Origin of the sequence: Streptomyces sp. NPDC053076, assembly GCF_044546845.1 — a bacterium.
Lineage (GTDB): Bacteria > Actinomycetota > Actinomycetes > Streptomycetales > Streptomycetaceae > Streptomyces.
In genome coordinates, this window is the sequence record NZ_JBITZL010000001.1 from 366,730 (window position 1) to 391,942 (window position 25,213).

A 25,213-nucleotide genomic window follows, 5' to 3' on the forward strand; every position below is an offset into this window, starting at 1 on the left:
CCGTACGAGCAGCGCCCATTAGCGTAGGCAACCCTAACTAAGGCTGGACCATCATGACTACAGGCATGTAGTCGTTCGGTCATGGAGCAGTAATGCCGAGGCAAAATCCGGACGCTGTTCCACTGCGGTCTGCGGAACGACGTCGCCTTCGCCCGGCCCGGTGCCATCGACCGGGAGACATCCACGCCACGGCCGCGGGGTGCTCGTTCCCGATGCGGGCCGTGCAGGGGGACGCACGGAGGGCGTGCCCGCTTCGGCTTGAGGCCGCATCGGACCGGGGCACCAGCTGCGTGGTGTGATGTAGGGGGCCGCCGCGGGGCCTGCGTTCCTCACCGCGCCGACGTCCTGCCCGGCTTGCGATCATCCGGGAAACGCCTTGGATGGAGGCAGGCGGCATCTGCACGCAAAACCCCCGCTGACAGGCGTGCAACGCGTCGCAGGGGGCCTTGCGCTTCCTGCCACCGCGAGGAGGGACGGACCATGCGCCGGAGCATCGTCCGCACCGAGCAGATCGCCATCGCATGCGACCTCGTCAACGGTTGGACCGTGGTCGAGGTCGACGGCGAGCTGGACATCCACACGCACGCCTTGACACGCCAGGCAGTCATCCGGCTTCTCGATGAGGGACACCGCAACTTCGTCCTCGACCTGTGCTTCGTGCCCTTCCTGGACTCGATGTTCCTGGGCACCGTCGTGGCGCTTACCAAACGCATCCGGAAACGCGAGGGCTCGCTGCGGATCACGTGCCCCTCGGCCCGGATGCGCACCGTCTTCCAGCACGGCGGCCTGGCCGACGCCTACGAGTTCTACGACTCGCCGCAGGAGGCCACCAGCCAGGCACCAGCCCTCGACGGGTTGGCGCACTGGCCAGGCTCGGCACGCTGATTGCCCGGGCTTGCCCGGCGGACCATTGCCTGCGACAGGTGAGCCCGGGCAGTGATCCACCGGACGAGCCTGGGAAGGAGCGTCAGGCCATGGAGAACTTCGCGACGTACTCGTCGAAGGGCTCGATGCCGACTTCCGCACGGAGTTCGTCCAAGCGCTCGGGTTCTTCGCAGGGCCGTGAAACCGGCGCCCCGTCCCTCACGCCGGCGATCTGAGTTCCGTAGACCTGCTTGCGTCCGTGCGCGCGAGCTGCCGCAGCATGTCCCCGTGATGCGACAGGCGTCGATACCTGTGACCGTATGGTTCGAAGCGGGCCGGCCCGCACGTGAGGCCGTCAACAGCGGACTGCTTCCCCGACCGTCAGGCGGCTGACCAGGGCAGATGGTGAACTGGGGCGGGAGTATCTAGGGTCAGCCCGTGGCTTTCATCATGGTGTGTGAAGACGACGCGGCGGTGCGCGGCGTCCTCAAGCGCGCCCTGGAGCACGACGGGCACACTGTCTCCGTCGCCGCCACGGCCGACAGCCTGCTGCGGCAGCTCGCACCGGCGCCCGATCTGGTCGTCCTGGATCTCGGTCTCCCGGACGCCGACGGCCGCGACGTGTGCCTGGCCCTGCGGGCTCGCGGCGTCGACGCGCCGGTGTTGATGCTCACCGCCTTGGACGGCCTGCACCACAAGGTGGGCGGCTTCGAGGCCGGCGCCGACGACTACATGACCAAACCCTTCGACATCCCGGAACTGCTGGTCCGCGTCCGGGCGCTGCTGCGCCGGGCCACCGTGGCGCCCACCCCGCGCGAGGTCGTCCTCGATCCGGCGAAGCACGTGGTGACCTACGATTCGGTGAGCATGAGCCTGACCCCGACGGAGTTCCGGCTGCTGGGCCGTTTGATCGCCTCGCAGGGCGACGCGGTACGCCGGCACGCCCTCGTCGCTGCCGGCTGGCCGCACGGGGCGCAGGTCAGCGACAACACCCTCGACTCCTATGTGCGCCGGCTGCGGGCGAAGCTCGGTTCGCTGGGCGTGGCCGAGCGTCTGGCGACCGTCCGCGGCGTGGGCTACCGATGGCAGTGACGGGATTCCGTAAGCGGGTCGTCGCACTCACCGTGCTGATCGCCACCGCCGTGGTCGCGATCCTGGTCGTGGTCTCGCACGTACTGCTGAGCCGGGTGACGGACGCAGACGCGCACGACCTGGCACATACGCGCGCCGAGGCGGTCGCGGCGAACGTCACCGCCAAGGGCGGCCGTGTCGTACTCACGGAGAACAGCAGCGAGGCGCTCGACGAGGTCGCCTGGGTGTATGCCGACGGCCGCCTGATCGACGGAAACGTCCCACCGAGCCTGGTCGATCGCGTCGAGGAGCTGGCGCGCTCGGGGCGACCGCAGACCGTGTCGGTCGGCGATTACCTCCTGTACGCGCGGCAGATCCCGGTCCACGGCCGCCACGCCATGGTGATCGTCCGGGTGGACCTCACGCCCTACGAGACGTCCGAGCAGCGCAGCCTGACCTTGTCCCTGATACTGGGCGGCCTCACGATCCTCCTCGCCGGCGGGGTCGCACACCTTGTGGTGCGCCGCGCGCTGCGGGTCGTGCACGAGATGGCCGCCCTCGCCGACGACTGGGGCCGGCATGAACCCGGGCGCCGCTTCAACCTCGGCGTCCCCCGCGACGAGTTCGGCGAACTGGGGCGGACCCTGGACCATCTCCTGGAGCGCGTCGACAACGCGCTGGCGGACGAGCGCCGGCTCACCGACGAGATCGCCCACGAGCTGCGGACACCGCTCACGGTCCTGCGGGCCGAGGCGCAGCTGGCGCAGCTGTCCGGCGAGCCGGTGCCGACGGAGGCGGTGATGAGCGAGGTCGACCGCCTCGATACGGCGATCACGACGCTTCTGCGCGCCGCGCGCGCACGGACGGACGAGGGGACCCGGTGCGACCTGCGCTCCGCCGCAGGACAGGCGATCGCCGGCCGCGCGGTCGAGGTCGCCTTCCCCGCGAAGGTCGAGGTCGCCGTGGCGGCCGAGGTCGCCGTGTCGCTGCTGTCACCCCTGCTGGACAACGGTCTGCGGCATGCGCGGTCGCGTGTGTGGATCACCGCGCGCAACCAGGGCGAGGCCATCGTGGTCGATGTCCTGGACGACGGCCCCGGATTCGATCCCGCGGACGTCGACCGGGTCTTCGAAGCGGGGGTGACCGGCGGCGGCGGGTACGGGCTGGGGCTGCCGGTGGTCCGGCGCATCGCCGCCTCGGCCGGTGTGGAGGTCCGCGCGATCGCGGACGGCCACGGTCACGTCGAGGTGACACTCCCGGCCGCCCGTGCAGCCGCGTAGTCAGGTTATGTGCAGGTTCCCCGCGTCAACCTCCCCGCATGACAACCACAACGGAAGCACGCACACGCAGTGGGCGGCTCATGCTCAACAAGGTTCCCGAGGTCACCGTCTGGTTCTGGGTGATCAAGGTCCTGTGCACGACCGTCGGTGAGAGCTTCGCCGACTGGATCAACATGAAGCTGGGCGTCGGCCTGGTGAACACGGCCTGGATCTTCACCGCGGTGTTCGTGGCGGTCCTGGCCGTCCAGCTGCGGCTGAAGCGGTACGTCCCGTTCCCCTACTGGCTGACGGTGGTCGTTGTCAGCGTCACGGGCACCCTGTACACCGACATCCTGACCGACCAGCTCAACGTGCCGCTGTGGATCAGTTCCGCGGTCTTCTCGGTGCTGCTCGCGGCGGTCTTCGGTGTCTGGTGGGCGCGGGAGCGCACGCTTTCGATCCACTCGGTCACCACGCTTCCGCGGGAGTCGTTCTACTGGCTCGCGGTTCTCGTCACCTTCGCGCTCGGCACCGCGACCGGCGACTGGACCCTTGAGCTCACCGGATGGAGCCCGGGGGTCTCGGTCCTGCTGCCGCTCGGCCTCATCGCGGCGATCACGCTGCTGTGGAAGTTCGGCGCCAATCCGGTGCTGTCCTTCTGGCTCGCCTACATCCTGACCCGCCCGCTGGGCGCCAACATCGGCGACTGGCTCGCCTCCCCGAAGGTCGCCCAGCCCGGCGAGCCGACCGGCCTCGCCCTGGGCACGTTCACCACCAGCCTGATCTTCCTCGGCCTCATCCTGGCGACGGTGGTCTACCTGACGGTGACGCGCTCGGACGTGACCGAGACCCACGAGGCGACCCACACCGCACACACCACCGGCGACCCGCGCAAGGAGCGCGTCGCGCTGGCCGGCTTCGGACTGCTCGCCGTCGCCACCGCGGTCCTGCTGGTCTGGGCCCACGGCCAGCCGCACGTCGGCCCGGCGCCGGAGGAGGACAACACCTCCGCCGTCCAGATGGCCCCCGGCCAGGCGGTGAAGAAGTTCCCGCCCGCGAAGGTCGCCGCGCTGAAGAAGCTCGCATCGACCTCGCTCAAGGACGCAGGCTCGGGGGACGCGGCCGGAGCCCATGCGGCCGCCCAGAAGCTGCGTGACCTCTGGGATGCCGACCAGGCGTCGCTGCAGCCGCTGGACCAGACCGGCTGGACCTCCATCGACGCCCAGATGGACAAGATGCTCAAGACGTTCGGTATCGACCACTCGAACCCGCCGATGTCGCCTGCGCAGCAGGAGAAAGAACTGAATGCCCTCCTGACGGACATGGGCTGACAGACCGCACAGCGCCCGGCCGGGCAGGCTCAGAGTGCCGAGGCAGTGCAGAGAACCGCGCTTCCTCGGCACACGCCAGGGAGCCTCGGAGGTAGGAAGCGCCGACTTAGTACTTTCTGTACTTCGGCATCCAGGTGAAGCGCGGAAAGGTGGATGCCACCGGTAAGTCCAGGGCGGGCAATGCCAACATCGCTGAGATCTACAATCAAGCTCTGATGATGCTGGCGCACGAGATCTTCGACCCCGAGACCAACCGGCGCGTCCTCGTCGACCATGCGTTCATCGTGGCCGGCGGGGAGATCACCAAGGCTGCACGCAACTGGCTGGGCAACGCGTTGGACACGGCGAAGCGGAGCCAGATCATGTTCATGGATCGCGACGACATCCTGAACCAGTTCGTGGTGACCAACCTGCCGCTTCCCGTAGGTGTACCGCCAGGTGCGATGCCATCCGCAGGTTCCGCGGAAGCACCATTCTGATGCGCTGATGCAGCCGCATCTCACCTGCCGTCGGGCAGCGCTCTGGCCGCACGGCCGACGTGAACCGCCGCGGAGCGGTCTTGAACGCGTTGCGCTGGTAAGGCCGTAGGAACGGGCTGCTATCCCGGGTGGACCGACACTACCGAGAAGAGCCGCGGCTGCACGTCCGACGCGATCTTGGCGGCCTGGTCCATGTGGACGCGGGCCTCGGGGTTGTCGAGCATCGCCCTGTAGTGCTCCTCGGTCTCCCACTGGGCGTAGTTGATCACCCGCTCGCCGTCGAGTGAGGCGTGGAAGTTGGCGCAGACGAAGCCGGGTTGGTGCTTCATGGTCTCCTCCGTCGCGTGGGCGAGCAGCTCGATCAGCTCCTCCTGGCGGTCGGGGGAGACCGTGAACACGTTGATGAGGGTGGCCACAGGGCGGGTCGTGTCGACCTGAATGGTAACAGTCATGCAGTTATTTCTCCCCTTACTGCTGTGGGGTTGTCGCTTTCGGCCACGCATTCGCTCGAACGGAGGCGAGCCGCAAGACCCCAGTATCAGGCGAGAGTTGTCGGTTCCAACTCCAGGACGTGCCGCATACCGGGTCGCGGACAGGCCGTCTCCTTGGGCCAGTTGCGCCGATCCGCCGCCCTTGCCGTTCAGGAGCTGCTTGACCAGTCGCGCGGCGGGTGGTCCCGCGGCATCGGCGGCAGCGGTGACGGCGCCACCAGGCTCGCCTTGCCGTCGCAGGGTGTTCCGGTGACCACGACTCCAGGGCACTCGGCACGGCGGGCTCCGGGACCTACAGGGGCTCGGCGGCCAGGGTTCGGGCGGGGTGGCGGGGGCCGAGGAAGACCGCGATGCCGTGGCCGTCGGGGGAGGGGTGGGTGGCCTGGGTCCAGCCCTGGTGGCGGTAGAAGGCCATGGCCCGGGGCGACCGGAGGGAGGTGAGCAGCCAGGCGCGGCCGTCGGCGGCGTCCTCGGTCACCGCCTGCAGGAGGCCGGCCGCTATCCCGGTGCCGCGGGCGGTGGGGCGGACGGCGAGTTCGTCGATCTCGCGGGCGCCGCACAACCACTCCTCGGTACGGCTCGGGCCGAGACCGGCGGCCGCCTGCGGGTAGCAGCGGTCGACCGGGAAGGGGGTGGGTGTGGCCCAGGCGGTGGCGAAACCCACGACGTCCGGACCGTCGAAGGCGAGTGCGGAGGTGAACCCCGGACGCCGTACGTCCGAACCGAGCCGCGCGACGAAGGCGTCCGCCCTCTCCTCGTCCTCGTTCCAGGGCGGCGCGCAGAACGCGTCGGCGTAGACGGTGCGCAGGGCGGCGCTGTGCTCCAGGAGAGCTTCGTATGCGACGACACGGACGTCCATCACGCCGCTACCGCTCCGGCCGCCACCGGGTGCAGGGCCGCGTACTCCAAGGGTGCCGACGGGTCGATCGACACGTCCAAGGGCGCCGGCTCGGCCCCGGCCCGTACGAGGAGGTCGCCGACGGCGGCGATCATCGCACCGTTGTCCGTGCACAACCTCAACGGCGGTACCCGCAAGGTGATCCCGGCTGCCCGGCAGCGCTCCTCGGCCAGTGACCGCACGCGCGAATTCGCGGCGACGCCGCCGACGATGACCAGCGTGCCCACCCCGTGGGCCGTGCAGGCGGTGACCGCCTTGCGGGTCAGGACGTCGGCGATCGCCTCCTGGAGCGACGCGGCCCCGTCGTGGACGGGCAGTTCGCGGCTGGCGTGGGATTCGGCCCAGCGCGCTGCCGCCGTCTTCAACCCGGAGAAGGAGAAGTCGTAGGAGCCCGGGAGCGGGCGAGGGAAGCCGACGGCGCGTGGATCGCCGTCGCGGGCGGCCCGGTCGATGGCCGGACCGCCGGGATACGGCAGGCCGAAGACCCGCGCGACCTTGTCGAAGCACTCACCGGCGGCGTCGTCGAGGGTGTCGCCGAGGTGGGCGATCGCATCGCGGGCCAGGTCGCGCACGAGGAGCAGCGAGGTGTGGCCGCCCGAGACGATCAGCACCATGCACGGGTCGGGCAGCGGGCCGTGCTCCAGGGTGTCGGCGGCGACATGACCGGCCAGGTGGTGCACGCCGTAGAGGGGGATGTCCAGCGCGTAGGCGATGCCCTTCGCCCCCGCGAGGCCCACCTGCAGCGCGCCGGACAGGCCCGGGCCCGTGGTCACGGCGACCGCCCCGATGTCGGAGAGCCGCAGCCCGGCCTGGTCCAGCGCCTGACGCACCACCGGACGCAGGGCGTGCAGGTGGGCGCGGGAGGCGATCTCGGGCACCACTCCGCCGAAGCGGGCGTGCTCGTCCATGCTCGACGCCACGGCGTGCCCGAGCAGGCGTCCGTCCCGGACGAGCCCGGTCTCGTCGCACGACGACTCGATCCCGAGCACGATCGGAGAGCCCACGCCCTCCCCTTCCTGCGATGCAATCGTTATTGCGAACAGTGTGCAATAAGATCTCTCCGGATGTGAACCCGGACTCGGTCGCACGGGTGATCGCTTAGTAGAGTGCGCCCCTGTCGCCCCTAAACTCCGAGGTAGCCAGCAGTGACCCCCGCCCGCCAAGGCCCGCCCTCCGTCGTCACCGTCGTAGGGATCGGAGCCGATGGCTGGAGGGGCCTGGCCGAGCCCTCGCGCGCGGAACTGCGCCGGGCCGAGGTCCTCATCGGAGGTCCGCGCCAGCTGGACCTGCTGCCCGCCGAGTGCGTCGGCGAACGCGTCGCCTGGCCGTCACCCCTGCGCCCTGCCGTCCCCCGTCTGCTCGCCGCTCATGCCGGCCGGCGCATCGCCGTTCTGGCCAGCGGTGACCCGATGTTCTACGGCATCGGTCGCGCGCTCGCCGAAGAGGCCGACGCGGTGCGTGTCCTTCCCCACCCGTCGTCCGTGTCCCATGCCGCCGCCCGGCTGGGCTGGCCGCTGGAGGACGTCGAGGTCGTCACGTTGGTGGGCCGCCCCACCGCCCGCCTCGCCTCCGCCCTCCACGACGGCCGGCGACTCCTCGTCCTCAGCGCCGACGCCACCACTCCTGGGGAAGTCGCCGCGCTGCTCAGCGACCGTGGCTACGGAGCGAGCCGGATGCGGGTCCTGGAACAGCTCGGCGGCGACCGGGAGCGTACGACCGCCGAGACCACCGCCGACGACTGGGCACGGACACAGCAGCCCGGCGATCCGCTCAACATCGTGGCCGTCGAATGCCGCCGGGCACCGGACGCCCTGCGACTGGGTGCGGTGCCGGGCCTGCCGGACCAGGCGTACGAACACGACGGCCAGCTCACCAAGAGGCACGTCCGCGCCGCCACCCTCGGCGCCCTCGCCCCGGCTCCGGGAGAACTCCTGTGGGACATCGGCGGAGGGTCGGGCTCCATCGCCATCGAATGGATGCGCACCCACCCGTCGTGCCGGGCCGTCACCGTCGAACGCGACCGCGTACGAGCCGAACGCATCCTCCACAACGCGGAACGCCTCGGTGTACCCGGACTGCGGGTCGTCACCGGCGCCGCTCCCGCCGCGCTGGCCGAACTGCCGACGCCGGACGCGGTGTTCGTGGGCGGCGGGCTCACCGCTCCCGGCCTGCTCGACGCATGCTGGGCGGCTCTGCCCCGCGGCGGGAGGCTGGTCGCCAACACCGTCACGCTGGAATCCGAGGCACTGCTCGCCGACGCCTACCGCCGGCACGGTGGTGAGCTGGTGCGGCTCGCGGTGGCGCACGCGGTGCCCGTGGGCGGCTTCACCGGCTGGCGGCAGGCGATGCCGGTCACCCAGTGGGCCGTACAGAAGACCGACAACCCCTCACCTGGAGCTGACAGATGACCGTGTACTTCATCGGTGCCGGCCCCGGCGCCGCCGACCTGATCACGGTGCGCGGCGCCCGGACGCTCGCCGCCTGCCAGGTCTGCCTGTACGCGGGCAGCCTCGTCCCGCGCGAACTGCTGGCCGAATGCCCGCCGGACGCACGCCTGGTGGACACCGCCCAGCTCAACCTGGACGAGATCACCGCCGAGTTGATCCGCGCCTACGAGGAAGGGTACGACGTGGCCCGGTTGCACTCGGGCGACCCTTCCGTGTTCAGCGCGGTCGCCGAGCAGATGCGGCGGCTGGACGCGGCCGGCGTGCCCTACGAGGTCGTCCCCGGCGTCCCCGCCTTCGCCGCCGCGGCCGCCTCCCTCAAGCGGGAGCTGACCGTGCCCACCGTCGGCCAGACCGTCATCCTCACCCGCGTCGCCAACCGCGCCACCGCCATGCCGGAAGGCGAGGACCTGGCCACTCTGGGCCGCAGCGGTGCGCTGATCGTGCTGCACCTGGCCGCCAAGTACGTGGACCGTGTGGTCGAGGAGCTCCTCCCGCACTACGGCGCCGACTGCCCTGCCGCGGTCGTCGCCTACGCCTCCCGCCCCGACGAGCTGATCATCCGGGGCACCCTCGACGAGATCGCCCAGAAGCTGAAGGAGGCCGGCGTCCTGCGCACAGCCGTGATCATGGTGGGGCGGACGCTGGGGGCGGAGCAGTTCCGCGACAGCCACCTGTACTCGCCGGAGCGGGAGCGCCATCTCTGCTGAAAGAGAGGCGGGGGCGTCCCGTCATGGTCGAAAGCCCCCGCAACCCGTCGGCGATCGCCCGGCTCGGCGCCTGCCTGCGGACCGTCCCGGTCGGCCGGTGGCGCAGGGCGCTCATCGGACCGTGCTGCGGCCCACGATCGTGCCTGCCCGGTCGATGCAGATGACGTCCACGGCGACCGGCGCTCCGCGCAGCACGGCCAGGGCCTCGTCCCGCGCGGCCTGCGCCACCAGGTCGCCGAGTGGCACCCCGGCTGCCTGGCACAGCTGCAGCGCGGCGAGGCCGGTGTTCGCGGCGGCCACTTCGGCGGCCAGCGGCTCGTCCGCGCCGCCGCTGCGGGCGAGTTCCGCGAGGAAGCCCTTGTCGACCTGGGAGCGGCCGGAGTGCAGGTCCAGGTGGCCCGCCGCGAGCTTGGAAAGCTTGGCGAAACCGCCGCAGATGGTGAGGCGGTCCACCGGGTGCCGGCGGATGTACTTCAGTACGGCGCCCGCGAAGTCGCCCATGTCGAGCAGGGCGTCCTCGGGCAGGCCGTATTCGGCGACGACCGTCTTCTCGGACGTCGACCCGGTGCATCCGGCGACATGGGTCCGTCCGGCCGCACGGGCGACATCGACGCCCCGCCGGATGGAGTCGATCCAGGCCGAGCAGGAGTACGGCACGACGATGCCGGTGGTGCCGAGGATGGACAGGCCGCCGAGGATGCCGAGCCGGGGGTTCCAGGTGGAGCGGGCGATCTCCTCGCCGTGGTCGACGGAGACGGTGATCTCCACGTCGCCGCTGCCGCCGTGCCGTGCGGCCACCTCGGCGACGTGCTCGCTCATCATCCGCCGGGGCACGGGATTGACGGCCGCCTCACCGACGGGCAGCGGAAGCCCGGGCCGGGTGATGGTCCCCACACCGGGGCCCGCCTTGAAGACGACGCCGCTGCCCGCGGGCAGCCTCCGGACCGTCGCCCGGACCAACGCGCCGTGCGTGACGTCCGGGTCGTCTCCCGCGTCCTTCACGATCCCCGCCATGGCGGAACCCTCGGTCAGCTCCTCGGCCGCCAGCGCGAAGGACGGCGTCTGCCCTTTGGGCAGCGTGATCGTCACCGGGTCGGGAAAGTCACCGGTCAGCAGGGCGGTGTACGCGGCCGTCGTGGCCGCCGTCGCACAGGCCCCCGTGGTCCAGCCGTGCCGCAGCCCAGTGTGCTCCAGCTGGGCGCGGCGACCGCCCTTCACCTGACCGGAACCCCGCGGCCCGCCCCCTTTGTTGTCACCCACGCTTCGACCCTCACTACTCCTCATGAACGGACCCGGACTCCCATGCACGTACTGATCCTCGGCGGCACCACGGAGGGCCGCCGCCTTGCGGAACTGCTTCACGGCACCCCCGGGTTGAAGGTGACCAGCTCCCTGGCGGGGCGTGTCGCCAGCCCTCGGCTGCCCCCGGGCGAAACGCGCGTTGGCGGCTTCGGAGGGGCTGAGGGACTGGTTGTGTGGCTGCGTGAACACGCGGTCGACGCGGTCGTCGATGCCACGCACCCTTTCGCCGGGACGATCAGCTTCAACGCGGCACAGGCCGCTGCCACCAGCCATGTTCCCCTGCTCGCCCTGCGCCGGCCCGGCTGGGTGCCCGTAGAGGGCGACCGATGGCGCGAGGTGGGGTCGCTCAGGGAAGCGGCCCGGTCGCTGCCCGCACTCGGCCGACGGGTCTTCCTCACCACGGGGCGCATGGGTCTGGACGCCTTCGCCGACCTGGACGCTCTGTGGTTCCTCGTTCGATCCGTCGACGCACCCCAGCCACCGCATCCGTCCCGCATGGAGGTGCTGCTCGACCGCGGCCCCTTCACCCTCGATGGTGAGCGGGAGCTGCTGCGGCGCCACCGCATCGACGTGGTGGTCACGAAGGACAGCGGCGGGGCGGCCACGGCACCGAAACTGGCGGCTGCCCGCGAGGCGCGGCTGCCTGTCGTCGTGGTCCGCAGGCCGCCCGTTCCCGAGGGGGTGCCTGTCCTCTCTGATCCCGAGAAAGCGGCCCAGTGGGTTCGCGCACACCTTGAACAGGGATCTTTTCCGGCCATTGACTGAACCCTGGCATGGGCTTTACTGCGGCCATCTTGTAGCTGCAACCTCTTCGCAGAAACCTGGTAGGCGCGGCTGAAAACAGCCGCTCGCCGAGAAGTAAGGGTCACGCCCCATGACCACCGCTCCTGATTCCGCATCCGTAGGGCCGACCGCTCCGGCCACCGGCCGCGGCATCTCGTGGCACCGCATCCGTACATCGATGACCCGGAAGGAATGGGCCAGCGCCGGCGGCATGGCCGCCTTCATCCTGGCCCTGCACGTCATCGGCTGGTTCACGCTGGTGGTGATCGTCGCCCCCGAGCACTACAGCCTGGGCACCAAGACGTTCGGCATCGGCATCGGCATCACCGCCTACACCCTGGGCATGCGGCACGCCTTCGACGCCGACCACATCGCCGCGATCGACAACACCACCCGCAAGCTGATGCACGAGGGGCAGCGCCCGCTCTCGGTCGGCTTCTGGTTCTCCCTCGGCCACTCCACCATCGTCTTCGCCCTCGCCTTCCTGCTCTCCCTGGGCGTGAAGGCGCTGGCCGGACCCGTCGAGAACGACAACTCCGAGCTGCACAGCATCACCGGATGGATCGGCACCACCGTCTCCGGGACCTTCCTCTACGTCATCGCGATCATCAACCTGATGATCATGGTGGGTATCTGGAAGGTCTTCCGGCAGATGCGCACCGGCCACTTCGACGAGGCCGCCCTGGAGGAGCAGCTCAACAACCGCGGCTTCATGAACCGCCTCCTCGGCCGCGTGATGAAGTCGATCACCAAGCCGTGGCAGATGTACCCGCTGGGCGTCCTGTTCGGCCTCGGCTTCGACACCGCCACCGAGATCGCGCTCCTCGTTCTCGCCGGTTCGGGCGCAGCCTCGGGCCTGCCCTGGTACGCGATCCTGTGCCTGCCGATCCTGTTCGCGGCCGGTATGTCGCTGCTGGACACCATCGACGGCTCGTTCATGAACTTCGCCTACGGCTGGGCGTTCTCCAAGCCGGTCCGCAAGGTCTACTACAACCTCACCATCACCGGCCTGTCCGTCGCCGTGGCCCTCATCATCGGCACCGTCGAACTCCTCGGCCTGGTCGCCGAGAAGGCGGACCTGCACGGCGCCTTCTGGGACTGGATCGCCGGACTCGACCTCAACATCATCGGCTACGTCATCGTCGGCCTGTTCTTCGCCACCTGGGCCGTCGCCCTGCTGGTGTGGAAGGTCGGCCGTATCGAGGAGAAGTGGACGGCGGGACTCGCCCAGCCGGCCACCGCTCAGGAGCACGGCGAGTAGAGCGGGAGACGGTGCCGCGCGCGACGCGGCACCGCTCACCTCACGCCTCCGGATACCGGCGCGGCGTCCAGACGATCTCCTCGCCGTCGGCCCGCCGTACCACCTGGGTCTGCGAGGAACCGACCAGCAGGATCGTGCGCATGTCGACCTCGGCCGGATCCAGCTCGCCCAGCCGCACGATCCGCACCCGCTCACCGGGGCCACCGACATCCCGGGCAACCACCACCGGCGTCTCAGGCGCCCGGTGCTCCAGCAGCAGCTCCTGCGCCTTGCCCACCTGCCAAGATCGGCTGCGCGAGCCCGGGTTGTACAGGGCCAGCACCAGGTCCGCCGAGGCTGCTGCCCGCAGCCGCTCGGCGATGACCTCCCACGGCTTGAGCCGGTCGGAGAGGGAGATGGTGGCGTAGTCGTGTCCGAGCGGGGCGCCGGCCCGTGCCGCGGCCGCGTTGGCGGCGGTCACGCCCGGCAGCACGCGCACCGGCACGTCCAGGTACTCGGGCTGGGACGCGACTTCCAGGACCGCGGTCGCCATGGCGAACACTCCCGGGTCACCGCCGGAGACCACGGCCACCCGGCGCCCCTTCCGGGCCAGTTGCAGCGCGAACTCGGCGCGCTCGGCCTCCACGCGGTTGTCCGAACCGTGCCGGGCCTGGCCCGGCCGCTCGGGCACCCGGTCCAGGTAAGTGGTGTAGCCGACCAGGTCGTCGGCGGCGGCCAGCGCGCCCCGCGTCTCGGGCGTCAGCCACAGCGGACCGGCCGGACCCGTGCCGACCACGATCACCTCGCCCCGCTCCCGCACGGGCCGCTCGGCATCCACCTGGCTCGGCAGCACGGCCACCGAGAAGTACGGCACCGACTCCGCGTCCACGGCCGCCAGTTCGGCGAGGCGCTCCTTGCTCATGGTGGCCCGCTCCACATAACGGGCCTCCTCCAGCCGTCCCGAACTCTCCAGCGCACGACGCACCTTGGGGAAGGTCCGGCCGAGCTTCATCACCACGGCCGCGTCCGTCGTGGTGAGGCGGGCGGTCAGCTCCTCCTCGGGCAGGGTGCCCGGCAGGATCGTCAGCACCTCCTCGCCCTCGGCGAGCGGTGCGCCCAGACGCGCCGCGGCGGCCGACACGGAGGTCACACCGGGGATGACCTCGGTGTCGTAGCGGTCGACGAGCCGCTTGTGCATGTGCATGTAGGAGCCGTAGAAGAGGGGATCGCCCTCGGCGAGCACGGCCACGGTGCGGCCGGCGTCGAGATGGGACGCGAGCCTTGCCGACGCCTCGGCGTAGAACTCCTCCATCACGCCCTTGTAGCCGCCGGGGTGGTCGGTGGTCTCCGTCGTGACCGGGTAGACCAGCGCTTCCTCGATGTGGGCCTCACGGATGTGCTGCGCCGCGATCGAGCGGGCGATGGACCGTCCGTGCCGGGCGCTGTGGTAGGCGATCACGTCCGCTTCGGCGATGACCTCGACGGCCCGCACGGTCATCAGGGCGGGGTCGCCGGGGCCCAGGCCGACCCCGTACAGCTTGCCGCTCACTCTTCCTCGCTCGCGATCGCGTTGAGCGCGGCGGCCGCGATGGCGCTGCCACCGCGGCGGCCGCGTACCACCAGGTGTTCCAGGCCGAAGGGATGCGCGGCCAGAGCGTCCTTGGACTCGGCGGCGCCTACGAAGCCGACCGGGACGCCGATGACGGCGGCGGGCCGGGGCGCGCCCTCCTCGATCATCTCCAGAAGCCGGAAGAGGGCGGTGGGCGCGTTTCCGACGGCGACGACCGCCCCTTCCAGCCGGTCCCGCCACAGCTCCAGCGCGGCGGCGCTGCGCGTGGTGCCCATCTTCTCGGCCAGCGACGGGACGGCCGGGTCGGACAGGGTGCACAGCACGTCATTACCGGCCGGCAGCCGCTTGCGGGTCACGCCGCTGGCCACCATCTGCACATCGCAGAAGATCGGAGCACCGGAACGCAGGGCCTCGCGGGCGCGGGCCACCACCGCGGGCGTGTAGGACAGGTCCTGGACGAGGTCGACCATCCCGCAGGCGTGGATCATGCGCACCGCGACCTGGCTGACATCGGCGGGCAGTCCCGCGAGGTCCGCTTCCGCGCGGATGGTGGCGAAGGACTGGCGGTAGATCGCCGCCCCGTCCTTCTCGTAGACGTGGGTGGTCACGGTGCTCTTCTCGCTGCTCTCGGTCGTCTTGCGGATCATGAGGTGATCGCCGCCAGGGCGGCGCTTATCTGGGAAGGACCTGCTGGGGAGGCGGTTCGCATGCTCCGGCCCGCCGTGGCGGCCGAGAGGCGGTAGCCGCCGTCCGGGGTCGCGAGCACGTCGACGTGGTCACCACTGGGGTGCCCGCAGCGCCGTTCGCACCCGGACCAGTACAGGGGGAGGGCAGGGCGGCCCGTCACTTCGAGTGCCCGTGCCGCGTCCGCCCGTACGTCGGCATGTGCCTTGGCACATCCGGGGCGTCCGATGCAGGCGCCCACGCGCAGCCACGGGGACGCGGCGTCGGTGACCAGCCCGGTCGCGCGGAGACGTTCGAGCGATTCAGCGATCCGCGCAGCGGTGGCGCCCACAGTGGGGACGACCACGCCGCGCCAAGGGGTCAGCCGCAGCCCGGAGTCCGCGGCAACCGTCAACGCCTCCCACTGGATGGGCGAGAGCCGCCCCAGGGGAACGTGCACGGACAGGGCATCGCCGACGACTCCCGGCGACGGTCCTTCGGCAGCACCGACCGGCTCGGGACGGTCCTCGTGCTCGATGTCCTTGGCCGTCAGCCGGTCACGCACGAGCCGGCCCAGGTCGGCTTGCGAGAGGGGGAGTTCGGACACCCTCCAGGTTCGCCTCCCGTGCGACCGCGCGGCCTGAAGGAAGGTCTCGGCGGCCACCAGCGCGGCGAGCGGTGCGTCGGCGGCGGCCACCCGGACCGACCCGGGGGTGAGCCATGCTCCTCCGTCGCCGGTCGCACGCGCCGTGACGTCGGCGCCGAGGCCGGCCACATCACCGCGTCCGTCGTCCAGGGCGAACAGGAACCGACCCGACAGGCCCCTGGCGGCTTCGCTCGCGCACAACGCGGCGTCCAGGGCCGTCAGCCAGGGCCGTACGTCCCGCAAGCCGCCACCGTCCAGGCCGGACAGGGGTGAGGCGACGATGTTGCGCACTCGCTCGTGCTCTGGCGAGGGAAGCAGGCCGGCCGCGTCCAACGCCTCTGCCAACTCCGCGTCGCACCCGGCTGCCAAGCCGCGCAGTTGCACGTTGCCACGCGATGTCAGGTGCAGGTCGCCGTCGCCCAGCCGCCGGGCGGCACGGCCGAGTGCCCGCGCCTGATCCGTCGTCAGAAATCCGCCGGGAAGCCGGATGCGGGCCAGAGCCCCGTCGTCCGCCTCGTGCAGGCGCAGCGCTCCGGGGCAGGCGTCACCGCGGTCCCGTCGGGCCGGGGTGGCCTGGGGCGATGGAGGAAGGGCTGCCGTGGGCATGGCGGTGAGCATACCCACGATCATGAACGATGTATGCCCCGCGCTCATCCTGTGACCCTTACTATGCTCCACAGTGGATCACCCGGTCCACGAACCGCCACCACGGCGACAGGAGAGGAAGCCGGTGTGAATCCGGCGCGGTCCCGCCACTGTGAATCCGGCCTCACCAGGCCGGATGAGCCAGGAACTCCCTTCCCTCACCTTCGGCTTCGTCCGAGGGGGAGACCATTCCGACACTGCCCGGGGCGCGGACCCCGAGGAAGGCCAGGCGACGCATGCCCACTCCGGCCGGGGAGCGAGCCCCGCACGCCCACGAGATCCTGCTCCTGTCGACGTCCGACACCGACCTGCTCAGCGCCCGCGCGGCCGGCGGCCCGGTCGGCTACCGCTTCGCCAACCCCGCCCGCCTCGCCCTGGACGACCTCCCCGCCCTCCTCGACGGCGTCGCCCTGGTGGTCGTACGCCTGCTGGGCGGCATCCGCGCCTGGCAGGACGGCATCGACCTGCTGCTGGCGGACGGGCGTCCGGTCGTCGTCCTCACCGGTGAACAGGCCCCCGACGCCCAGCTGATGGCCGCCTCCACCGTTCCCGTCGGTATCGCCGCCGAGTCCCACGCCTACCTCGCCCACGGCGGCCCCGTCAACCTGGAACAGCTCGCCCGGTTCCTGTCGGACACCGTGCTGCTCACCGGCCACGGCTTCGACGCGCCGACGCCGGCTCCGACCTGGGGCCCACTGGAGCGCCCGGACCGGCCGGTCAGCGGGCCGACCGTCGCGGTGCTCTACTACCGCGCCCACCACATGAGCGGCAACACGGCTTTCGTCCATGCTCTGTGCGACGCCGTCGAGGAGGCGGGTGGCCGGCCGCTGCCCCTGTACGTCGCCTCCCTGCGGGCGCCCGAGGCGGAGCTGATCGCCGAACTCAGGGCCGCCGACGCCATCGTCACGACGGTCCTGGCGGCCGGCGGCACCAAGCCCGCCGAGGCATCGGCCGGCGGCGACGACGAGTCCTGGGACGCGGGCGCGCTCACCAGCCTCGACGTCCCCATCCTTCAGGCCCTCTGCCTGACCGGCTCCCGCACGGTCTGGGCGGAGAACGACGAGGGCGTCTCTCCGCTGGACGCGGCCAGCCAGATCGCGGTCCCCGAGTTCGACGGCCGTCTGATCACGGTGCCGTTCTCCTTCAAGGAGATCGACGCCGACGGCCTCCCGGCCTACGTCGCCGACCCCGAGCGTGCGGCCAGGGTCGCCGGCATCGCCGTACGCCACGCCCGCCTGCGCCACATCCCACCGGCCCGGAAGCGGCTGGCCCTCGTCCTGTCGGCGTACCCCACCAAGCACTCCCGGATCGGCAACGCGGTCGGCCTGGACACTCCCGCCAGCGCCGTCGCCCTGCTCAGGCGTCTGCGCGACGAGGGCTACGACTTCGGCTCCGACACGGACATCCCCGGCCTGGCCTCCGGTGACGGCGACGAGCTGATCCGCGCGCTCATCGAGGCGGGCGGACACGACCAGGACTGGCTCACCGAGGAGCAGTTGGCCCGCAACCCGGTACGCATCCCGGCGGCCGACTACCGACGCTGGTTCGCCACGCTGCCCAGGGAACTGCGCGAGGCGGTGGAGGCGCACTGGGGCCCGGCGCCCGGCGAGATGTTCGTCGACCACAGCCGAAACAAGGAGGGCGACATCGTTCTCGCGGGCCTGCGCTTCGGCAACCTGCTCATCCTCATCCAGCCCCCGCGCGGCTTCGGCGAGAACCCGATCGCCATCTACCACGACCCGGACCTCCCGCCCTCCCACCACTACCTGGCCGCCTACCGCTGGATCGCCGCCCCGCAGGCGGGGGGCGGCTTCGGCGCGGACGCGATGATCCACCTGGGCAAGCACGGCAACCTGGAGTGGCTGCCGGGTAAGAACGCCGGCCTGTCCGCCGCCTGCGGCCCCGACGCCGCCCTCGGCGACCTCCCGCTGATCTATCCCTTCCTGGTCAACGACCCCGGTGAGGGCACGCAGGCCAAGCGCCGCGTCCACGCCACCCTCGTCGACCACCTCGTCCCGCCCATGGCCCGCGCCGACTCCTACGGCGACATCGCGCGCCTTGAGCAACTCCTCGACGAGTACGCGCAGATCTCCGCCATGGACCCGGCCAAGCTGCCCGCCATCCGCGCCCAGATCTGGACCCTCATCCAGGCGGCGAAGCTGGACCACGACCTCGGCCTGGAGGACCGGCCCGACGACGACGGCTTCGACGACTTCCTCCTCCACGTCGACGGTTGGCTGTGCGAGGTCAAGGACGCCCAGATCCGCGACGGCCTCCACGTCCTGGGCGCCCCGCCCACCGGCGCCGACCGCGTCAACCTCGTCCTCGCCATCCTCCGCGCCCGCCAGATCTGGGGCGGCGTCAAGGCTCTTCCCGGCCTGCGGGAAGCCCTCGGCCTGGACGAGTCGTCCGCGACCCGAACGACGGCCGACGCGGCCGAGGAACAGGCCCGCGCTCTGGTCCAGGCGATGGAGGACGCGGACTGGGATCCGGCCGCCGTACCCACCGAACACGGCGAACGAGTCCGCGCCGTCCTCGACTTCGCCGCCCGCGAAGTCGTCCCGCGCCTAGCGGCGACCACCGCAGAACTCGACCACACGGTCCACGCCCTGGCCGGCGGCTTCGTCCCGGCAGGGCCCTCCGGCTCGCCGCTCCGCGGCCTGGTCAACGTCCTGCCGACCGGCCGCAACTTCTACTCCGTCGACCCCAAGGCCGTCCCCTCACGCCTCGCCTGGGAGACCGGCCAGGCCCTCGCCGACTCCCTGCTGGAGCGCTACCGCACCGACAACGGCGACTGGCCCACCTCCGTCGGCCTGTCCCTGTGGGGCACCAGCGCCATGCGCACCGCCGGCGACGACGTCGCCGAGGCCCTCGCCCTGCTCGGCATCCGCCCCGTATGGGACGACGCCTCCCGCCGCGTCACCGGCCTCGAACCCGTCCCCTACGACGAGTTGGGCCGCCCGCGCATCGACGTCACCCTGCGCATCTCGGGCTTCTTCCGGGACGCCTTCCCGCACACCATCGGGCTCCTGGACGACGCCGTACGCCTGGCGGCCTCCCTGGAGGAACCGGCCGAGATCAACCACGTCCGGACCCACGTGCAGGCCGACCTGGCGGCCCACGGAGACGAGCGCCGAGCCACCACGCGCATCTTCGGCTCCCGCCCCGGAACGTACGGCGCCGGACTGCTCCAGCTCATCGACTCGCGCGACTGGCGCACCGACGCCGACCTCGCCGAGGTCTACACCGTCTGGGGCGGCTACGCCTACGGCCGCGACCTCGAAGGCCGGTCCGCCCGTGAGGAGATGGAGACGGCCTACAAGCGGATCGCCGTGGCCGCGAAGAACACGGACACCCGTGAGCACGACATCGCCGACTCCGACGACTACTTCCAGTACCACGGCGGCATGGTGGCCACCGTCCGCGCCCTGCGCGGCACCGCACCCGAGGCGTACATCGGCGACTCCACCCGCCCGGAAACCGTCCGCACCCGCACCCTCGTCGAGGAAACCTCACGCGTCTTCCGGGCGCGCGTGGTCAATCCGAAGTGGATCGAGGCGATGCGCCGCCACGGCTACAAGGGGGCCTTCGAACTCGCCGCCACCGTGGACTACCTGTTCGGCTACGACGCCACGACCGGCGTGGTGGCCGACTGGATGTACGACAAGCTCACCGAGACATATGTCCTAGACCCGACGAACCGTGAATTCCTCCAGCAGGCCAATCCATGGGCGCTGCACGGCATCGCCGAGCGGCTGCTGGAGGCGGAGTCGCGCGGGATGTGGGCGAAGCCCGATCCGGCGCTGCTGGCAGAGCTGCGGCAGGTGTACCTGGAGACCGAGGGCGACCTCGAGGGCGACGGGTGACACCTCCCTTATTGCGAATGACTCGCAATAAGGGCTAGATTCGCGGAAGGCCGGCCGGTTGGGGGTGCTGAAGCGGTACTCCCACCGTCGGCTGGGTGCGGGGCGTCGTCATGCCTTGACAGCGTCCGTTCCGAGGCGGCGTCCCGCACCTGTGGCAGCAACTTGCTTACTCGCTGCACTGTGCGCATCGGCCGTACAGCAGCAGCGAGCCACCGGCGCCGGCGCGCAGTCCCGTCAGCTCGGTGATCCGTTCCACGGCCTCCCTCATGTCGGCGATCGCCAGATCCTGTACGCGGCCGCACTCCTCACAGACGGTGTGGTGGTGCGGTGCGGGGCTGACGCCGTAGCGCTTCGGTCCGGGGCCGTGCACAGCGTGCGCCAGCCCCACATCCGTGAGGGTCTCCAGAGTCCGGTAGACGGTTGCCTGATCGAACGGCAGGCCGAGTCGGCGCAGTTCAGTGCAGACGTCGGTGCAAGAGAGATGTTCCCCGGAAACGGACAGCAGCCTCAGGGCGCACAGCCGGGCCGGGGTGCAGCGGAGGCCGTGGCGTCGTAGCAGCACCGAGTGTTCTGGCACCGTCGCCTCGCCAGGGTGTGCCGACGGCGGGGTCATGGTCACGTGCCTGCCTTTCCTGCCGTCGTGGACGAGTCCAGGTCGCGAACTGCCGTCACCTGACCGGCGCGACATGGGGGATGGGTCCTAGGTCCAACGCCTGATCGCAAGGTACCGTTCTTACTGCTAGCGTGCACCTGCATACGACTCGCAATAACGTCGGAGGACGTTGGACATGGCGCTTTACACGCTCCCGGAACTTCCGTACGACTACTCGGCGCTCGCCCCGGTCATCAGCCCGGAGATCATCGAGCTGCACCACGACAAGCACCACGCGGCGTACGTGAAGGGCGCCAACGACACGCTGGAGCAGCTGGCCGAGGCGCGGGACAAGGAGTCGTGGGGCTCGATCAACGGCCTGGAGAAGAACCTGGCCTTCCACCTCTCCGGCCACATCCTGCACAGCATCTACTGGCAGAACATGACCGGCCCGAAGGACGGCGGCGGCGAGCCCCTCGCCCAGGACGGCGTCGGTGACCTGTCGGACGCGATCACCGAGTCCTTCGGCTCCTTCGCCGGCTTCAAGGCCCAGCTGACCAAGGCCGCGGCCACCACCCAGGGCTCCGGCTGGGGCGTCCTCGCCTACGAGCCGCTGAGCGGCCGCCTCATCGTCGAGCAGGTCTACGACCACCAGGGCAACGTCGGCCAGGGCTCCACCCCGATCCTCGTCTTCGACGCCTGGGAGCACGCCTTCTACCTCCAGTACAAGAACCAGAAGGTCGACTTCATCGACGCCATGTGGGCCGTCGTCAACTGGCAGGACGTGGCCAAGCGCTACGCCGCCGCCAAGGAGCGCGGCGACAGCCTGCTGCTCAAGCCGTGACGCCGTAACACACCCCAGACGTCCTGCCTCGTGATCGTCTTCTCACCCTTCACGTCGGCAGGCGGCACAACGGAAGGCTCCCGCGAGGACGTGCTTGCGGGAGCCTTCCTGTCCTCGGCGCACAGCTGCGTGTCGGCCGCCGGGGGGAACATCGCCCGGACGACGAAAGGCCGACGATGACGTGGCCGACGTCGCCCAGGTCCGCGTCGGCGATCCAGCCGGTGACGCCATCACGCAGGTCGAGTTGGTCGAGCAGGGCGCCGAGCCCTCGGGGGGGAACGAGCGGCGAAAGCTGTCGCGCTGCCCTGACTTCGGCAGGCCGGACGCTCCTGTGGGGCAGGCGTTCAGTAGGTGGGGCCGTAGGGGCTCCAGTGCCCGAGGAAGGGTTTCAGGTCGTCCGCCCGTGGGTTGGGAATGTCGGGCAGCCGGGGCGGTGCGTTCAATGGGTCGAGGCGCTCAACGGTGGCCGCGGCCCAGCTGATCCATTCCTCGGCTTCGGTTCTGGCCTGGCCCGGAGGCATGGCCTCGACTCGCGTGCGTACCGCGCTCACGTACTCGGTCAGTCGGGTGGCGTGGCGCCACGCCGCTTCCTGGGCTTCAAGCTGCCGGACGCGGTACGCCTCCGCGTAGCGGATGCGGGCCTGTTCCATGGCGGCTTCCCAGCGGATGCGCTTCTGGCGTGCCGCTTCGGCCTCGTCCTGGCGTCTGCGTTCGGCGGCTTCGCCGCGAAGCGTGACCTCCTGCGCGATCTCGGCGAGCTGCTCTTCGAGGGCGCGGCCGGGAGCGTCGGCCCACTCGCTCGCCCGGTGTGGCTGGCCGCCGCTGAGGATGAAGCGGAGGCGTTCGGACGGGGTGTAGTCGAATCGGGGGATCCTGACCCAGGAGTGTTTCTTGGCCTCAGCGAGTTCCTTCTCGGTGGCGACGTGCTCGGTCCGGTCCTGTTCCTGGAGGACGAGGAACCCCACGGTCTGGCCCTGTGCGGTGATGGTGAAGTGGGGATTTGCCCTGCGGCGGCGATGAGACGGGGGTGCGTAGCCGGTCTGCCCGGCCGAGCAGGTGTGTCCTTCGGCCTCGGCAGTGGTGATCAGTGCCTGGATGAGCCGGAGAGCGCGTCCTTGGACGGGCTTGGTCAGGCCGAGCGGCTGACGTTCGTTCTGCATGGCCCGGACCACGGCGTGCGGCCGAGTGAGCCGCGAGGGCACGGGGACGGGGTCGAGGACGGCAAGACGCCAGGCGGGGATGTCGACGAGCTTGATCTCGTATCCGCCATGGCACCAGCTTCCGTACAGCTCCTTCGTCTCGGGAATCCTTCCGGATCTGCGTACGGCGGCGACACGGGACGGCCACTTCTCCAAGTCGGGACCGCTGCCGCTCTTGACGATCTTGCCGCCGGCCTCCGCGAGCTCCAGTAACAGCTGCTCCGTGAGCGTCACACGAGGCTGCGAGGGAGGGCTTGGCTTCCGCGCCGCTGCCTGAGTTAGCTGCGCTCGGGGGGACTGGGGGCGTGGAGCGGCGGCCTGGGTCTTCCGCGGGCTTGACCCGCGGGGAGGGTACGTGCCGTGTGCCAGGTAGTGCCGCCCGGCGCTCGTCAGGGCGACGCTCCACTGCCCGCTCCTCCGGGAGATCGTGACCAGGCCCCGGTTGTGCAGCGCCTGACAGGTGGTCTTGTAGGAGCTGGTCTCCCATTGGCCGGCAGGGCACCCGTCTCCCACCCACTGCAACACCGAGAGCTGCCGCTCATTGACCCGCCGTTCCAATGGCCCGCCTTCGACTCGAAGTGACGTACGAGGCGGCACGTTGCCAGTTCAGTTGGTGGGCGACCGGTGTTTCGAGTCAATTCGTCCGAACGAGCGAGCTGTGCTACGCGGCCTGGGAGACTCCCCTTCACCTGGTCAGACCTGTGACGTCGCAACCCCCGATATAAGAGCAGTTGTGTCAGGCGTCCGCCGCGTACTGCCAGAACTCCCTGATCACCGGTGCCGGCACGGGACCCATCGCTGCTACCTGAGTCAGCAGGATGGTGACCGCACCCGTGGCGGGGATGACGTGGGCCGCTGTGCCCGTGCCTCCGACCCAGCCGTAGCGGCCGGGCGTGTTCCACGGGTTGGTCCGGTGGATGTCGACCGAGCCGCCGCAGCCCCAGCCCTGGCCTTCCAGGAACAGTCGGCCGATGTCGCGCTGCGCCGGATTCGTGTGGTCGGTGGTCATCATGTGTACGGAGTCGGCCGACAGCACCCGGCGGCCGTCGGCCGCGACCCCGCCGGCCAGCAACATCCGGCAGAAGGCCAGCCAGTCGTCGGCGGTCGAGGCCAGCCCGCCGTTGCCGAGCGGTAGCGCGGGCAGGCTCCTCCACTCGCCGTCCGGACCGTCGGCGAGTTCCAGGCTGCCGTCGTCGCCTGGCCTGTAGAAGCTGGTGAACCGGCCCCGCTTGGCGGCCGGCACCTCGAAGCCTGTGTCCACCATGCCCAGCGGCCCGAAGATCCGCTCCGTCAGGAACTCCGGCAGCGGCTGGCCGGTGACCCGCGAAATCAATACTCCCTGCAGGACGGAGCAGGTGTCGTACAGCCAGGCAGCGCCCGGTTGGTACAGCAGCGGGATGCGGCCGAGCGCCGCCATCCACTGGTCGGCCGGCGGGAAGTTGCTCGGTACCCGGCCGTCCTTTTGCACCGTGAACAACTCCTGCACCGCCGGCAGTGTGAAGTCGGAGGCGAATCCGTATCCGGCCTGGGAGGCCAGCACGTCGAATACGGTGATGGGCCGGTCGGCCGGCACCACGTCGTCCACCGGGCTCGCCGGCGTGCGGACGACCACCGGCTTGTCCAGCTCCGGCAGCCACGTCCCGATCGGGTCGTCCAGTGCGAGCGTGCCCTCCTCGACGAGGATCAGCAGTGCGGCGGCGGTGACGGACTTGGTGATCGAGGCGACCCGGAAGATGGAGTCCCTCGCCATCGGGACGCCGTCGCCGACGTCCTGTGTGCCGACGGCCGCCACCTCGACCTGGTCACCCCGGGCCACGAGGCCGACCGCTCCCGGCAGCGTTCCGGCACCGATGTGGGCTTCGAGCAAGTCGTGCAGGGTCGCCATGAGGCCGCCTTCCAGAGGATTGCTGTCGAAAGACAGACTTCCGCACGGGCCGGGAATCATCGGCGTCGACAGATCTGGGGGCCGGGAGCCTCGTCACGGGCAGATCCGACTCGCGCCAGACATGTGCGTCTGCCTTGTTGCCGGGTGCCGACCGGGCTGAGGCCACCACCAGGCGGGTGTCGGCATCGATGATGACCTGCACATTCGCCGGGATAGGCTCCATTCCCCGGTGCATCGAAACCCGTTCGCCGCTTCCGTGGGGCGATCACTGTGGCTGACTGCTTGTGGCAGGGGGTTCCAGCCCTTCGTGCCGTGGTCGACGAAGGACAGCCGGTAAGGCGGGCCATACGGCTGTCCGTCATCGCCGGTCACGAGTGGGCGGGGAGTCACCTCAGTGTCAGTCTGCTCCGACCAGGCTGCGCGCTGGTTCG

The 25,213-nt window shown here is 70.6% G+C and carries 21 protein-coding genes, 2 pseudogenes and 1 riboswitch; of the genes and pseudogenes, 11 read left to right on the plus strand and 12 right to left on the minus strand.

Features of this window, described 5'->3' with window-relative positions; all coding sequences use genetic code 11:
* Positions 1–480 precede the first annotated feature (480 nt).
* On the plus strand, positions 481–885 hold the full coding sequence (locus ACIGYR_RS01550) for an STAS domain-containing protein (protein WP_399604555.1): 405 nt from the start codon (positions 481–483) through the stop codon (positions 883–885).
* 82 nt (positions 886–967) lie between these two features.
* Here ACIGYR_RS01550 and ACIGYR_RS01555 read toward each other — a convergent pair.
* Positions 968–1,123: pseudogene (locus ACIGYR_RS01555) on the minus strand (DUF6624 domain-containing protein); the annotation flags it as partial.
* 179 nt (positions 1,124–1,302) lie between these two features.
* Here ACIGYR_RS01555 and ACIGYR_RS01560 point away from each other — a divergent pair.
* The 4 genes from ACIGYR_RS01560 (at position 1,303) to ACIGYR_RS01575 (ending at position 5,004) form a co-directional block, all read left to right on the plus strand.
* Entirely contained in the window at positions 1,303–1,956 is a 654-nt protein-coding gene (locus ACIGYR_RS01560) for a response regulator transcription factor (RefSeq protein ID WP_399604554.1), read from the plus strand.
* Positions 1,947–3,215, plus strand: a complete 1,269-nt coding sequence (locus ACIGYR_RS01565) for a sensor histidine kinase (RefSeq protein WP_399604551.1) — start codon at positions 1,947–1,949, stop codon at positions 3,213–3,215. The genes ACIGYR_RS01560 and ACIGYR_RS01565 overlap by 10 nt, the downstream gene beginning before the upstream one ends.
* A 38-nt stretch (positions 3,216–3,253) precedes the next feature.
* Positions 3,254–4,525, plus strand: coding sequence for a hypothetical protein (locus ACIGYR_RS01570; protein ID WP_399604549.1), 1,272 nt, complete (start codon positions 3,254–3,256; stop codon positions 4,523–4,525).
* A 149-nt stretch (positions 4,526–4,674) separates the two neighbouring features.
* Positions 4,675–5,004, plus strand: a complete 330-nt coding sequence (locus tag ACIGYR_RS01575) for a hypothetical protein (RefSeq protein WP_358693709.1) — start codon at positions 4,675–4,677, stop codon at positions 5,002–5,004.
* A 119-nt stretch (positions 5,005–5,123) separates the two neighbouring features.
* Here ACIGYR_RS01575 and ACIGYR_RS01580 read toward each other — a convergent pair whose 3' ends face one another.
* The 3 genes from ACIGYR_RS01580 to tsaD all read right to left on the minus strand — a co-directional run bounded on the left by ACIGYR_RS01580 (position 5,124) and on the right by tsaD (position 7,397).
* Entirely contained in the window at positions 5,124–5,456 is a 333-nt protein-coding gene (locus ACIGYR_RS01580; protein ID WP_399604547.1) for an antibiotic biosynthesis monooxygenase family protein, read from the minus strand.
* A gap of 331 nt (positions 5,457–5,787) precedes the next feature.
* Entirely contained in the window at positions 5,788–6,354 is a 567-nt protein-coding gene (locus ACIGYR_RS01585) for a GNAT family N-acetyltransferase (protein ID WP_399604779.1), read from the minus strand.
* Positions 6,354–7,397 carry a tRNA (adenosine(37)-N6)-threonylcarbamoyltransferase complex transferase subunit TsaD gene (gene tsaD / locus ACIGYR_RS01590; RefSeq protein WP_399604545.1) on the minus strand — a complete coding sequence of 348 codons (1,044 nt, stop codon included), beginning with the start codon at positions 7,395–7,397 and terminating at the stop codon, positions 6,354–6,356. Before tsaD ends, ACIGYR_RS01585 begins: the two co-directional genes overlap by 1 nt.
* A gap of 141 nt (positions 7,398–7,538) precedes the next feature.
* Between tsaD and cbiE the strand changes: the two genes are divergently transcribed.
* Together cbiE and cobM are read left to right on the plus strand one after the other, a co-directional pair.
* Positions 7,539–8,801 (plus strand): precorrin-6y C5,15-methyltransferase (decarboxylating) subunit CbiE, encoded by a 1,263-nt coding sequence (cbiE, locus tag ACIGYR_RS01595; RefSeq protein WP_399604543.1) that lies wholly within the window; start codon positions 7,539–7,541, stop codon positions 8,799–8,801.
* Entirely contained in the window at positions 8,798–9,547 is a 750-nt protein-coding gene (gene cobM / locus ACIGYR_RS01600; RefSeq protein ID WP_399604541.1) for a precorrin-4 C(11)-methyltransferase, read from the plus strand. Before cbiE ends, cobM begins: the two co-directional genes overlap by 4 nt.
* Before the next feature lie 111 nt (positions 9,548–9,658).
* Here cobM and ACIGYR_RS01605 read toward each other — a convergent pair whose 3' ends face one another.
* Positions 9,659–10,807 (minus strand): cobalt-precorrin-5B (C(1))-methyltransferase, encoded by a 1,149-nt coding sequence (locus ACIGYR_RS01605; RefSeq protein WP_399604539.1) that lies wholly within the window; start codon positions 10,805–10,807, stop codon positions 9,659–9,661.
* Between the two features lie 42 nt (positions 10,808–10,849).
* Between ACIGYR_RS01605 and ACIGYR_RS01610 the strand changes: the two genes are divergently transcribed.
* Both ACIGYR_RS01610 and ACIGYR_RS01615 read left to right on the plus strand, forming a co-directional pair.
* Entirely contained in the window at positions 10,850–11,614 is a 765-nt protein-coding gene (locus ACIGYR_RS01610) for a cobalt-precorrin-6A reductase (protein ID WP_399604537.1), read from the plus strand.
* Positions 11,615–11,723: 109 nt separating this feature from the next.
* A complete protein-coding gene (locus ACIGYR_RS01615) occupies positions 11,724–12,893 on the plus strand; it encodes a HoxN/HupN/NixA family nickel/cobalt transporter (protein ID WP_399604535.1) in 1,170 nt (389 codons plus the stop codon).
* Positions 12,894–12,933: 40 nt separating this feature from the next.
* Here the strand turns inward: ACIGYR_RS01615 and ACIGYR_RS01620 are convergent, their stop codons facing one another.
* From ACIGYR_RS01620 to cobG, 3 genes are read right to left on the minus strand one after another with little or no spacing between them, the layout of a single operon-like run.
* Entirely contained in the window at positions 12,934–14,421 is a 1,488-nt protein-coding gene (locus ACIGYR_RS01620) for a precorrin-2 C(20)-methyltransferase (protein ID WP_399604533.1), read from the minus strand.
* Positions 14,418–15,089 (minus strand): precorrin-8X methylmutase, encoded by a 672-nt coding sequence (locus tag ACIGYR_RS01625; protein ID WP_358693719.1) that lies wholly within the window; start codon positions 15,087–15,089, stop codon positions 14,418–14,420. The genes ACIGYR_RS01620 and ACIGYR_RS01625 overlap by 4 nt, the downstream gene beginning before the upstream one ends.
* Entirely contained in the window at positions 15,086–16,381 is a 1,296-nt protein-coding gene (gene cobG / locus ACIGYR_RS01630; RefSeq protein ID WP_399604531.1) for a precorrin-3B synthase, read from the minus strand. Before cobG ends, ACIGYR_RS01625 begins: the two co-directional genes overlap by 4 nt.
* Before the next feature lie 89 nt (positions 16,382–16,470).
* A riboswitch (cobalamin riboswitch) is annotated at positions 16,471–16,547 on the plus strand.
* Positions 16,548–16,632: 85 nt separating this feature from the next.
* On the opposite strand from cobG, the gene cobN reads away from it, so the two are divergent.
* The gene (gene cobN, locus ACIGYR_RS01635) at positions 16,633–20,262 is read left to right on the plus strand and encodes a cobaltochelatase subunit CobN (RefSeq protein ID WP_399604529.1); all 3,630 of its coding nucleotides are present in this window, start codon (positions 16,633–16,635) and stop codon (positions 20,260–20,262) included.
* A gap of 166 nt (positions 20,263–20,428) precedes the next feature.
* Here the strand turns inward: cobN and ACIGYR_RS01640 are convergent, their stop codons facing one another.
* The gene (locus tag ACIGYR_RS01640; protein ID WP_399604778.1) at positions 20,429–20,875 is read right to left on the minus strand and encodes a Fur family transcriptional regulator; all 447 of its coding nucleotides are present in this window, start codon (positions 20,873–20,875) and stop codon (positions 20,429–20,431) included.
* 175 nt (positions 20,876–21,050) lie between these two features.
* Here ACIGYR_RS01640 and ACIGYR_RS01645 point away from each other — a divergent pair, with 175 nt between their 5' ends.
* Positions 21,051–21,698, plus strand: a complete 648-nt coding sequence (locus tag ACIGYR_RS01645) for a superoxide dismutase (protein ID WP_184762904.1) — start codon at positions 21,051–21,053, stop codon at positions 21,696–21,698.
* A 344-nt stretch (positions 21,699–22,042) separates the two neighbouring features.
* Here the strand turns inward: ACIGYR_RS01645 and ACIGYR_RS01650 are convergent, their stop codons facing one another.
* The 3 genes and pseudogenes from ACIGYR_RS01650 to ACIGYR_RS01660 form a co-directional block, all read right to left on the minus strand.
* Positions 22,043–23,131, minus strand: a complete 1,089-nt coding sequence (locus tag ACIGYR_RS01650) for a hypothetical protein (protein ID WP_399604526.1) — start codon at positions 23,129–23,131, stop codon at positions 22,043–22,045.
* A 502-nt stretch (positions 23,132–23,633) separates the two neighbouring features.
* Positions 23,634–24,782 (minus strand): serine hydrolase domain-containing protein, encoded by a 1,149-nt coding sequence (locus ACIGYR_RS01655; protein ID WP_399604524.1) that lies wholly within the window; start codon positions 24,780–24,782, stop codon positions 23,634–23,636.
* A 97-nt stretch (positions 24,783–24,879) separates the two neighbouring features.
* Positions 24,880–24,990: pseudogene (locus ACIGYR_RS01660) on the minus strand (IS5/IS1182 family transposase); the annotation flags it as partial.
* Between the last annotated feature and the right edge of the window lie 223 nt (positions 24,991–25,213).

Coding starts and splice junctions, on each gene's coding strand:
- cobG (WP_399604531.1), bottom strand. CDS start 16,381: ATGATCGTGGGTATGCTCACCGCCATGCCCACGGCAGCCCTTCCTCCA.
- cobM (WP_399604541.1), top strand. CDS start 8,798: ATGACCGTGTACTTCATCGGTGCCGGCCCCGGCGCCGCCGACCTGATC.
- ACIGYR_RS01655 (WP_399604524.1), bottom strand. CDS start 24,782: ATGGCGACCCTGCACGACTTGCTCGAAGCCCACATCGGTGCCGGAACG.
- ACIGYR_RS01565 (WP_399604551.1), top strand. CDS start 1,947: ATGGCAGTGACGGGATTCCGTAAGCGGGTCGTCGCACTCACCGTGCTG.
- ACIGYR_RS01640 (WP_399604778.1), bottom strand. CDS start 20,875: ATGACCCCGCCGTCGGCACACCCTGGCGAGGCGACGGTGCCAGAACAC.
- ACIGYR_RS01570 (WP_399604549.1), top strand. CDS start 3,254: ATGACAACCACAACGGAAGCACGCACACGCAGTGGGCGGCTCATGCTC.
- cobN (WP_399604529.1), top strand. CDS start 16,633: ATGCCCACTCCGGCCGGGGAGCGAGCCCCGCACGCCCACGAGATCCTG.
- ACIGYR_RS01615 (WP_399604535.1), top strand. CDS start 11,724: ATGACCACCGCTCCTGATTCCGCATCCGTAGGGCCGACCGCTCCGGCC.
- ACIGYR_RS01610 (WP_399604537.1), top strand. CDS start 10,850: ATGCACGTACTGATCCTCGGCGGCACCACGGAGGGCCGCCGCCTTGCG.
- ACIGYR_RS01625 (WP_358693719.1), bottom strand. CDS start 15,089: ATGATCCGCAAGACGACCGAGAGCAGCGAGAAGAGCACCGTGACCACC.
- ACIGYR_RS01580 (WP_399604547.1), bottom strand. CDS start 5,456: ATGACTGTTACCATTCAGGTCGACACGACCCGCCCTGTGGCCACCCTC.
- ACIGYR_RS01585 (WP_399604779.1), bottom strand. CDS start 6,354: ATGGACGTCCGTGTCGTCGCATACGAAGCTCTCCTGGAGCACAGCGCC.
- ACIGYR_RS01645 (WP_184762904.1), top strand. CDS start 21,051: ATGGCGCTTTACACGCTCCCGGAACTTCCGTACGACTACTCGGCGCTC.
- ACIGYR_RS01550 (WP_399604555.1), top strand. CDS start 481: ATGCGCCGGAGCATCGTCCGCACCGAGCAGATCGCCATCGCATGCGAC.